The 10,888-nt window shown below is 75.0% G+C and carries 5 protein-coding genes; all 5 read right to left on the reverse strand.

The features are described 5' to 3' along the window. Positions 1-47 precede the first annotated feature (47 nt). The 5 genes from ACFXDE_RS04965 to ACFXDE_RS04985 are packed head-to-tail and all read right to left on the reverse strand — an operon-like array spanning position 48 to position 10,839. Positions 48-1,307 carry an MFS transporter gene (locus ACFXDE_RS04965; RefSeq protein WP_380490980.1) on the reverse strand — a complete coding sequence of 420 codons (1,260 nt, stop codon included), beginning with the start codon at positions 1,305-1,307 and terminating at the stop codon, positions 48-50. Continuing rightward, positions 1,304-2,563, reverse strand: a complete 1,260-nt coding sequence (locus ACFXDE_RS04970) for a cytochrome P450 (protein WP_380490982.1) — start codon at positions 2,561-2,563, stop codon at positions 1,304-1,306. The genes ACFXDE_RS04965 and ACFXDE_RS04970 overlap by 4 nt, the downstream gene beginning before the upstream one ends. After that, entirely contained in the window at positions 2,560-3,312 is a 753-nt protein-coding gene (locus tag ACFXDE_RS04975) for a CatB-related O-acetyltransferase (protein ID WP_380490984.1), read from the reverse strand. Before ACFXDE_RS04975 ends, ACFXDE_RS04970 begins: the two co-directional genes overlap by 4 nt. Continuing rightward, on the reverse strand, positions 3,305-10,606 hold the full coding sequence (locus ACFXDE_RS04980; RefSeq protein ID WP_380490986.1) for an amino acid adenylation domain-containing protein: 7,302 nt from the start codon (positions 10,604-10,606) through the stop codon (positions 3,305-3,307). Before ACFXDE_RS04980 ends, ACFXDE_RS04975 begins: the two co-directional genes overlap by 8 nt. A 38-nt stretch (positions 10,607-10,644) precedes the next feature. Continuing rightward, positions 10,645-10,839: an MbtH family protein gene (locus ACFXDE_RS04985; RefSeq protein WP_380490988.1), complete on the reverse strand. Its 195-nt coding sequence runs from the start codon at positions 10,837-10,839 to the stop codon at positions 10,645-10,647. Positions 10,840-10,888: the final 49 nt, after the last annotated feature.

Raw genomic sequence — 10,888 nt, forward strand, 5'->3', positions numbered from 1 at the left:
CCGTCCTGGCGGGGCGGAGCCGACCGGCTCCGCCCCCGCCGACGGCCTCAGTGCTGCGCCGACGGCGCGGAGTCGGTGGCCTCCCGGTTCTCCGGCCCGTCCGGCGCCGAGGTCACGAACGTCCGCTCGGTGAGTGCGGCGGTCGGCCGAAGCACCAGGACCGCCGCGCAGCAGGCGGTGACCGCCGCCATCACGACCAGCAGCGACCGGTAGTCGAACCGGTCGATGAGGACCGTGCCGGCGGCGAGCGAGAGCGACTGCGGTACCAGCACCAGCATCGTGCACATGGCGTTGACGCGGCCCTGGAGCCGTGGCGGCGTGTGGAGTTGGGCCGCCGACGACAGCACCACCATGAGCCAGGTGATGGCGATGCCGTCGGCGACCTCGCCCGCGACGACGAACGCCATGTGCGGCACGCAGTAGGCGAGCGCCGCCACGGTGAAGGCGCCGATCCCGAGGCCCGCCGTGCGCGCCATGCCGGCCCGTCGGATCAGCGCGGAGACCGTGAGGCCGCCGGCCACGGCGCCGACGCCCTGGACGGCGTTGAGCGTGCCCAGCGCCGAGGGCGGCCGGCCCAGCCCCTCGTCCACGACCGCGAACATGACGGTCTGGCTCAGGCCGATGACGCAGAACGCGCAGGCGGCGGCGTAGCCGATCTGCGCCAGGACCGGAGTGGCGTTGATGTGCCGCAGGCCCGCGAGGGCGCTGCGCGGGAACGGTTCGCCGGAGGCCTCGGGACCGACGGACTCCTCGACCCGCAGGCCGGCGAGCGCCAGGATCGCGGCCAGGAAGGTCAGGGAGTTGAGCACGGCGAGCGTGCCGCCGCCGGCGACCGCGTAGACGGCCACGCCGGCGAGCGGGGCGAGGATGCGCAGCCCCTGCGTGGTCGTCTGGAGGATCGCGTTGGCGCCGGTCAGCTGGTCGTCGGGGAGGAGGTCCCGGCGGATCCCGGCCGACGCGGCGCCGAGGACGCCGAAGGCCACGCCGTAGCAGACCGCCACCAGGTAGATGATCCAGAGCTGGTCGCCGCCGCGCACCGCGAGCAGGGACAGCACGGCCAGCCCCATGAGGGCGTTGGTGACCATGAGCAGCGGGCGCCGCCGCACCCGGTCGGCGAGGTGGCCGAAGAGCGGCGACAGCACCATGGGCGCGCCGAGGGCGGCCTCGACCCCGCCGGCGGCGGCGTTGCTGCCGGTGAGGTCCTTGGCCCAGATGCCCAGGGTCAGGTAGAGGGCGCTGCTGCCGAAGCCCGAGAGCGCCTGGCCGATGAGCAGGCGGCGGAACCGGGGGTCCGCGAGTGGTTTCACCGCCTCTCCCGGCTGTCGCTGGGGTGCAGCAGGACGGGCGCGGACTCGAAGCCCCGGATGAGGTTGGAGTGGAGCCGCCGGGCCGGTCCCGCGGGTTCGGCGCCCGCGGCCTGGGTGAGCAACTCGCCGAACAGGACACGGAGTTCGGTGCGGGCCAGTGCCCCGCCGAGGCAGAAGTGCGGACCGCTGCCGAAGGCGACGTGCGGGTTGGGTGTGCGCCGGACGTCGAAGGCCTCGGGGGCCTCGAAGACCGTCTCGTCCCGGTTCGCGGACGGCATCCAGACCGTCACCGGATCGCCGGCCCGGATCGTCACCCCGGCGACCTCGACGTCCCGGGAGGCTGTGCGCAGCACGTGCATCGCGGGGCTGGTGAAGCGCAGGACCTCGTCGACGACGGTGTCCATCCCGTCGGGGGAGGCGGCCGCGAGCCGCCACTGGTCGGGGTGGGCGGCGAAGGCGAGGAGGCCGCCGACGGTGGCGTGCCGGGTGGTCTCGTTCCCGCCCGAGATGAGGCCGTCGCAGTTGAGGAAGATCTCCTCGTCGGTGAGCGGGACGCCGTCGACCAGGCCGTTCGCCATGGCGCTGACGACGTCCTCGCCCGGCTCCTCGCGGCGGAAGTCGACGAGGTCGGCGTAGTAGGCGAGCATGCCGGCGTGCGCTTCGAGCCGGGCGATCGGGTCGACGCCGGAAGCGCCGAACGCGGCCCGGGTGGAGTCGAGCATGAACCGCCAGTCGCTCTTCGGCACGCCCAGCAGGTCGCAGATCACCGCGACCGGCAGGACCGCGGCGAAGTCCGTGAACTCGCAGGGCTCGCCGGTCAGGACGGCCGCCAGCTCCTCGCGCACGATCGTCCGCATGTTCTGCTCCAGGCGGGCGACCATGCGCGGGGTGAACGCGGAGCTGATGACCCGCCGGATCTTCGCGTGCCGGGGGGCGTCGGTGACGATCAGCATCTTCCCGGCGGCCTCGGCGGTGGCGGTCGGGTTGTGGCCGATCCGCATGCCCTGGGCGGAGGTGAAGGCCGCGGTGTCCTTGAGCACGCGCTGGACGTCGGCGTGCCGGGTGACGGCCCAGAAGCCGCCGCCGTCCGGGCCCTCGTTCCAGTGGACCGGGTGGTCGCGGCGGAGCCCGGCCCACACCGCCTCGGGGTCGCCGGTGCCGTACAGGGCCGGGTCGGCGAGGTCGACCGCCGTGGGGTCGACCGCCGCGGGTTCGACGGTCGGCGGGGCGCCGCGGCCGCCTGCTGCTGTCGTCATGATGCGCTCCCCTGGGGGGTGGCCGGCGCCGGGCCGAGCAGGTGCTCGGCCCGGGCGATGGACAGGATCCGTTCGGGCCGGCCGAGGACCAGCTCCGGGAGGTGCCGGGAGACGGCCGCCACCGGCCAGTCCCACCAGCGGGCCGCGAGCAGCCGCTCGACGTCCTCGGGGCCGTAGCGGGCGCGGATCACCCGGGCCGGGTTGCCTCCCACGATCCGGTAGGGCGCCACGTCGGAGGCGACCAGGGCGCCGGCGCCGATGATGGCGCCGTCGCCGACGGTCACCCCGGGCATGACGGTGGCGCCGCGGCCGATCCAGACGTCGTTGCCGATCCGGGTGTCGCCCTTGCGGTCCGGTCCCCGGGCGATCAGCTCGTCGATCAGGCCGTCGCGCCAGTCGCCCTCGAAGGTGAGGAACGGGTAGCCCGTGGGCCCGTCGAAGACGTGGTTGGCGCCGGCCATCACGAAGGTGACGCCCGCGGCGATGGAGCAGTAGCGGCCGATGAACAGCCGCTCCGCGCCGAACGCGTAGCGGACCCGGGCCTCCTCGAACCCGGCGGTGTCCTCGGAGGCGTCGTAGTAGGAGAAGTTCCCGGCGACGACCTTCCCGCCGGGTTGGAGCACCGGGCGGATGAAGACGCAGCGGTCGTCGCCGAGCGGGCGCGGATCGCGGGGGTCCGGGATGTCCAGGTCGGGGTCGAGGTCGGGGTCGAGGCGGCGGGTGTCGGTGGCGTCGTGGCGCTCAGTCACCGTCGGCCTCCGTGCGCCGTGCGGGCAGAGACGTCAGGGCGGCCGTGACCAGCGGGCCCGACTGCTCCAGGACGGCGGGCGTCATCATCGCGTCGTGGTCGGCGTCCACCACGTGGTGCTCGGCGTCGGTGAGGTACGGCTGCCAGGCCTGTTCGGCGGAGCCGCGCTCGGCGACGGTCTTGGCGGCGGCGATGCTCAGCACGCGCCCGTGGTAGCCGTCCGGGTGCGGCGGCCCGAGGAGGGCGGCGACCCCCTTGGCCGCGCGGACCAGGGCACGGCTCTGCCGGGCGTCGAGGGTGCCGTCGGCGGACGGGCCGGCGATGACCTCGCCGGTCACCCAGGCGGCGAAGTCCCCCTCCAACTCCTCCGGGGTCACCGGCCGTTCGTACGGCCAGGCGTCGAAGAGGACGACCAGGTCGACGGTCCGGCCGGCGGCCTCCAGCAGGCGGGCCACCTCGTAGGACAGGACTCCGCCGAGCGACCAGCCCATGAGGACGTACGGGCCCTCCGGGTGCGTTGCGGTGATCAGGTCCGCGTAGCGCCGGGCCAGCGCGTCGAGTGACTCCACCGCCTTGAAGCGGCCGTGGCTCTCCGTCACCTGGATCCCGTGGACCGGCTGGTCCCGCTCCAGGTGCGGCAGCACGGAGCCGTAGCACCAGCCGAGGCCTCCGATGGGGTGGATGCAGAAGACCGGACGGGCGCCGGGCCGGCCGCGCCGGAGCTCGATGACGTTGGCGTACGGGTCGGCCGGGGCCCGGTCGAGCCTGGTCGCGAGCTCCGCGGCGGTGGGCGCCTCGAACAGCGTCGCGATGCCGATCTCGGCCCCGAGCAGGGCGCGGATCCGGCCGATCAGCCGGGTCGCCAGCAGCGAGTGGCCGCCGAGCTCGAAGAACGAGTCCTCCGGGCCGACCCGGTCCACGCCGAGCTCCTGCGCGAAGAGCCGGACCAGGACCGCCACGCGCGGGTCGTCCGTGGCGGTCGCGCCGCTCACGGCCGGGCCGTTCTCGCTCGGGCCGTTCGCGCGATGGCCGGTCGCGCTCTGGCCGTTCGCCGAGGGTGCGGGGAGGGCCTTGCGGTCGACCTTCCCGCTCGGCGTCAGCGGCAGGTGGTCGAGGACCACCACGTCGCCGGGGACGAGGTACTCCGGCAGGTGCTCGGCCGCGTACCTCCGCAGTGCCGTGGCGGGGTCCGCCAAGGATCGACGGTCCGCCAGGACCGTGTAGGCGACGAGCCGGACGTCCCCCGGGCGGTCCTCGCGGGCGATCACCGCGGCGTGGGCGACCTCCGGGTGGCCGGCGAGCACCGCCTCCACCTCGCCGGGCTCGACGCGGAAGCCCCTGATCTTGATCTGCTCGTCGGTGCGGCCGAGGAAGACCAGCTCGCCCTCCGCCGTCCAGCGCACCAGGTCGCCGGTGCGGTACATCCGCTCCCCGGCGCCGCCGAAGGGGCTGGGCAGGAAGCGCTCGGCCGTCAGGGCGGGCCGGTCCAGGTAGCCGGTGGCCAGCCCGGCGCCCGCGAGGTACAGCTCCCCGGGCACGCCGGGCGGGACGGGGCGCTGCCGCGCGTCCAGAACGAACACCCGGGTGTTCGCGACCGGACGGCCGATCGGGACGGCCTGCGGCACCCCGTCGACGGTGCGCATCGTCGCGCACACCGTGGACTCGGTGGGGCCGTAGGCGTTGACCACCTTCGCGAAGTGGCGGGCCGCGTCGAGGACGGCGGGCGTGCAGGCCTCGCCGGCGGTGACCAGGGTGACCCCGGCGACGTCCTCGTCGAACTCGGTGGCGAGCACCACGGCGGGCGGCAGGGTGGCGTGGGTGATGCCGTGGACGCGCAGGAAGTCCGCCAGGGCCGGGCCGGGGATCCGGTGGGACTCCGGCACGACGACCAGGCACCCGCCGGTGAGCAGCGCCATCCAGGTGTCCCACACGGAGGCGTCGAAGCTCATCGAGGCGAACTGCAGGACCCGGCTGTCGCCGCCGACGCCGAGCGTCGCCGCCTGGGAGCGGACCATGCTGGGGAGGCCGCGGTGGGAGACCACCACGCCCTTGGGGCGGCCCGTCGACCCCGAGGTGTAGATGACGTACGCCGGGTGGGCGGGGAGCAGCGGTGCGGTGCGGTCCGCGTCGGTGGGCGCGGTGGCCGGCCGCTCCGCGACCGAGCGCCGCACGTGCGCGTCGTCCAGGGCGAGGACCGGGAGGCCGGAGCCGCCGGGCAGCCCGGCGGCCACCTCGGTGGTGCTGAGCACGCAGGCGGGGGCCGCGTCCCGCAGCATGAAGGCGACGCGGTCGGCGGGGTAGGACGGGTCGACGGGGAGGTAGGCCGCGCCGGCCTTCAGGACGGCGAGCAGGGCCACGACGATCTGCTCCGAGCGGGGCAGGGCGAGGGCGACGAGCCGCCCCGGCCCGATGCCGCGGGAGATCAGCTCGTGCGCCAGCCGGTTGGCGCGGGCATCGAGTTCGGCGTAGGTCAGCTCGGTGTCGAGGTGGCGCACCGCCGGGGCGGCGGGGGTGCGCGCGGCCTGGGCGGCGAACAGCGCGGGCACCGGGAGCTCCGGCACCTCGGCGGCGGTGTCGTTCCACTCCCGCAGGACCTGCCGCCGCTCCTGCGCGGAGAGCAGGTCCACCTCGCCGACCCGGCCGTCCGGGTCGGCGGCCAGCGCCTCCAGCACCCGCACCAGCCGGTCGGCGACGGCCTCGACGGTGGCGTGGTCGAACAGGTCGGCGTCGTACCCGATCGCGGCGACCAGCCCGCCGGCCTGCCCGGCCGCGGCGCCCGGGCGTTCGCCGAACACGAAGGACAGGTCGAAGGCGGAGATCCCCATGCTCAGGTCGTGGGACGCCACCTCCAGTCCGGGGAGGGCGAGTTCCGCGGTGATGCTGTTCAGCATGGAGACGCTCACCTGGAACAGCGGGTTGGCGCCGGGCACGCGGGCCGGGTTGAGCGCCTCGACGAGCGTCTCGAACGGGACGTCCTGGTGGGCGAAGGCGCCGAGGTCGGCCTCCCGGACCCGGCCGAGGAGTTCGGCGAACGTCGGGTCGCCCGAGAGGTCGGTGCGCAGCACGAGGGTGCCGGCGAAGAAGCCCACGAGGCCGTCCAGCGCGGCGTCGGCGCGCCCGGAGGTGGCCGTGCCGAGCGGGATGTCCGGCCCCGCGCCGGAGCGGGACAGCACGACGGCGACGGCGGCCTGGAGCGCCATGAACACGGTGCAGTCGTGGGCCCGCGCGGCGGCGGCCAGCGCGGCGTGCAGCGCCGGGCCGACCTCGACCGCGACCTCCCCGCCGCGCAGGCCGACCGTGCCCGACCGCGGCCGGTCGAAGGGCAGCGCCAGCTGGTCCGGGAGGCCGGCGAGCGTCCGGCGCCAGTACTCGGTCTGCTGCGAGAGCCGGCTCTCCGGGTCGTCCTCGGTGCCGAGCAGCTCGCGCTGCCACAGCGTGAAGTCGGCGTACTGGACGGGCAGCGGCGGCCAGGCCGGCGCGGTGCCGGTGCGGCGCGCGCCGTACGCCTCGGCGAGGTCGTCGAGCAGCGGCTCCAGCGACCAGCCGTCGCAGGCCACGTGGTGGACGACCAGCAGGAGGACGTGCTCGTCCGGGCCGAGGCGGAAGAGGCGGGCGCGCAGGGCGGGTTCCGTGGTCAGCCGGAAGACGCGTTCGCTCTCCGCGGCGAGGTCGGCGTCCAGCGCGTCCGGGGTGGTGTCGGTGACGGTGAGGTCCGTCCGGGCCTCGGCGCCGGAGAGGATCAGCTGCCAGGGCCGGCCGTCCTCGGTGGGCAGGACAGTGCGCAGCGCCTCGTGCCGCTCCACGACGTCGGCGAGCGCGGCGGTCAGCGCGTCGACGTCCAGGGCGCCGGACAGGCGGGCCGCGTACGGGATGTTGTAGGCCGCTCCGCCGTCGAGCTCGTTGAGGAACCAGAGGCGGCGCTGGGCGAAGGACAGCGGCAGGCGCTCCGGGCGCGCCGCGGGGCGCACGGCGGGCCGGGCCCGCTGTCCGAGGGCGACGGCCGCGGCCAGGCCGGCCGGGGTCGGGGTCTCGAACACGGCCCGGATGGACAGTTCGACGCCGAGGGCGCCGCGGATCCGGTCCACCAGCCGGATGACCAGCAGCGAGTGTCCGCCGAGGTCGAAGAAGGCGTCCTCGACGCCGACCCGTTCCAGGCCGAGGACGTCGGCGAACAGCCGGCACAGGGCCGCCTCGGTCGCGTTCGCGGGCTCGCGGCCGGTGGATCCGGAGGCGAACTCGGGTGCGGGGAGGGCGGCGCGGTCGATCTTGCCGTTGCGGGTGAGGGGGAGGGCGTCCAGGGGGACGATCGCTGCGGGGACCATGTAGGCGGGCAGGTGGAGGGCGGCGAAGTCGCGCAGCTCGCGCGGGTCGGCTGTGCCGGTTCCTTCGGATTTGTCGGCGCAGGCGGCGTAAGCGACGAGCCGGGGGTCGCCGGGGGTGTCCTCGCGGACGACGACGGTGACACCCCGGACGGCCGGGTGGCGGCCGAGAGCGGCCTCGATCTCGCCGAGTTCGATGCGGAAGCCGCGGATCTTGACCTGGTCGTCCGCGCGGCCGAGGTATTCGAGTTCCCCGTCGGCCGTCCACCGGGCGAGGTCGCCGCTGCGGTACAGGCGGGCGCCGGGCGCGTCGCCGAAGGGGTCGGGGACGAAGCGCTCGGCGGTGAGGCCGGGGCGGCCGAGGTAGCCCCGGGCGACCCCGGCGCCGCCGACGTACAGCTCGCCGGGCACACCGACCGGGACGGGCTCGCCGCGGCCGTCCAGGACGAGCGTCCGCCAGCCGGGCAGTGCGCGGCCGATCGGGCTGCGGGCGGTCTCGGTCCCTTCCGGGGTGAGGACCCGCCAGGTGACGTGGACGGTGGTCTCGGTGATCCCGTACATGTTGACCAGGACCGGGCGGTCGGGCGCGTGGCGGCGCCACCAGCCGCGCACGGGGGCCAGGTCGAGCGCCTCGCCGCCGAACACGACCAGGCGCAGGCTCAGTTCGCCGGCCGGGCGGCGCTCCTCCGCGGTCACGAGCTGGCGGAACGCGGACGGCGTCTGGGAGAGCACGGTGACGCGTTCGCGGACCAGGAGGTCGAGGAAGGCCGCGGGGTCGCGTGTGACCTCGCGGGGGACGACGACGAGCCGTCCGCCGTAGGCGAGGGCGCCCCAGATCTCCCAGACCGAGAAGTCGAAGGCGAAGGAGTGGAACAGCGACCAGACGTCGCGCTCCGACGGCTTCGCCAGGTCCTCGGTCGAGGCCAGGAGCCCGGCGAGGTTGCCGTGGGTGACTTCGACGCCCTTCGGTCTGCCGGTGGAGCCGGACGTGTAGATGACGTAGGCGAGTTCGGTCGGATCGGGGCGGACGGGGCCGGTGTGGACGGCGTCCGTCGCCTGGGAGGTGTCGAGGGTGTGCCAGGGTCCGGCGGGGACGCGGTCGGCGGCGTCGGTGAGGACGAGCGGGACGCGGGCGTCGCCGAGGACGTACGCGATGCGGCGAGCCGGGTTGTCCGGGTCGACGGGGACGTAGGCGGCGCCGAGGCGCCACACGGCGAGGACGGCGGCGGGCATGTCGACGGTGCGGGTGAGGCACAGGCCGATGCGGTCGCCGCGGTTCACACCGGCCCCGGCGAGCAGGGTGGCGAAGTTCGAGGCACGCTCGTCGAGTTGGCGATATGTCAACTCAAGGGTGCCGTCGCTCACCGCGACGCTGTCACCGGCCGCGGCCACCTGCTCGGCGAACCGCTCCGCCGCCGACGGCCGCACCCCGGGCAACGAGGCGTCCGTGCCGGCCCGTTCGAGCACCCACCGCCGCTCGGCCCCGTCCAGCACCGGCAGTTCGCCGATCGGGCGCCCCGGCCCGGCCAGCACCCCGGCCAGCAGCAGCTGCCAGCGGCGGGCCACGGCCTGCGCCGTGGTCCGGTCGAACAGGTCCTCGGCGTACTCCAGCACCCCGCTCAGACCGGCCGGTCCGCCGTCCCCGTCGCGGTGCTCGGTCACGCCCAGGCTCAGGTCGAACTTGGCGGAGCCCGCCTCGAAGGGCTCGTCGGTGACCTCCAGGCCAGGGAGGACCAGGCCGCCGTCCCCGCCGGCCTCCAGTGCGAAGCTCACCTGGAACAGCGGGTTCCCGCCCGCAGTGCGGGCGGGGTTGACGGCCTCGACCACGCGGTCGAAGGGGACGTCCTGGTGGGCGATCGCGGTCAGGGCCGTCCGGCGCACCCGCTTCAGGAGCTCCGCGAACGTCGGGTCGCCGGAGCAGTCGAGCCGGAACACCAGGGTGTTGACGAAGAACCCGACGACCTCCTGCAGGTCCTCGTCGGTCCGGCCGTCCACCGGCGAGCCGATGGGGAGGTCGGTGCCCGCCCCCAGCCGGCTCAGCAGCGCCGCGAAACCCGCCTGGAGCACCGTGAACAGCGTGACCCGGTGCTCGCGGGCCAGCCGGGCCAGCCCGCGATGGGTGTCGGCGTCGAACTCGAAGTGCACCGTCCCGGCGCGGGAGGGACTTGTCGTTGAGGAGTCGGCCCGGGAGGAGTCGGTCGGGGAGGACCCGGCCCGGGCGGACCCGGCCGACTGCGGCCACGGGCGGTCGCGGGGGAGCCGCAGCTCCGGCGGCGCTCCACGCAACTCCTCCCGCCAGTAGTCGAGTTGCCGCGAGACGAGGCTGTCGGGATCGTCCTCCGCGCCCAACGACCGCCGCTGGCGCACCGCGTGGTCCGCGTACTCCGTCGGCAGGGCCGGCCACTCGGGCGCGGCGCCGGCGCGGCGCGCGGCGTAGGCCGTCCCGAGGTCGCGGTCCACCAGGCCGACGGACCACCCGTCCGCGGCGATGTGGTGGATCACCAGCGCCAGCACGTGCTCCTCGGGGCCGGTCGCGAACAGCCAGGCCCGCACCGGGAGTTCGGAGGTCAGGTCGAAGTCGTGCCGGCAGGCCCGGCCGATCCGCTCGGCCACCTCGCCGGAGCCGCACTCGGCGAACTCCACCGCGAACCGCGCGGCGACGTCACCGGCGGCCACGACCTGCTGCCACGGCTCTCCGGCGACCTCCGGGAAGACCGTCCGCAGCGCCGCGTGCCGGCGCACGACGTCGCCGAGCGCCGCCGTCAGCGCCGTCCGGTCCAGCCGCCCGGTGATCCGGACCACCCGGGGCATGTTGTATCCGGCTCGGAACTCCCCGAGCCTGGAGAGGAACCACAGCCGCTGCTGCGCCAGGGACAGCGGCAGCCTGCCGGTGCCCGCCGCGGCGGGTGTGTCCGGCCCGGCGGGAGCCGGGACGGGGGTCGACCCGTCCTCCGGGGCGTCCAGACCACGAGACATCTCGATGTACCTCCTCACTCCGTCCCGACCGACCGTTCCTAGGCGCTGCGCAGGCTCTTGGGCCGCATGTCGGTCCAGTTCCGCTCGATCCACTCCAGGCACTCGGGCTTCTTGCCGCGCGCGCCGGCGTCCCGCCAGCCGGCCGGGTTCTCCCGGTCCTGCGGCCAGATCGAGTACTGCTCCTCGTCGTTCACCACGACCTTGTAGTCCAGGTCCAGTTCGTCGTTCGACATGCCAGCCTCCACGGCCTTCAGAGGGATTAGGGATGGGTGTGCTCGCGGT

Source organism: Kitasatospora sp. NPDC059408, from assembly GCF_042751525.1.
Classification (GTDB): domain Bacteria; phylum Actinomycetota; class Actinomycetes; order Streptomycetales; family Streptomycetaceae; genus Kitasatospora.

Coding starts and splice junctions, on each gene's coding strand:
- ACFXDE_RS04970 (WP_380490982.1), bottom strand. CDS start 2,563: ATGACGACAGCAGCAGGCGGCCGCGGCGCCCCGCCGACCGTCGAACCC.
- ACFXDE_RS04985 (WP_380490988.1), bottom strand. CDS start 10,839: ATGTCGAACGACGAACTGGACCTGGACTACAAGGTCGTGGTGAACGAC.
- ACFXDE_RS04980 (WP_380490986.1), bottom strand. CDS start 10,606: ATGTCTCGTGGTCTGGACGCCCCGGAGGACGGGTCGACCCCCGTCCCG.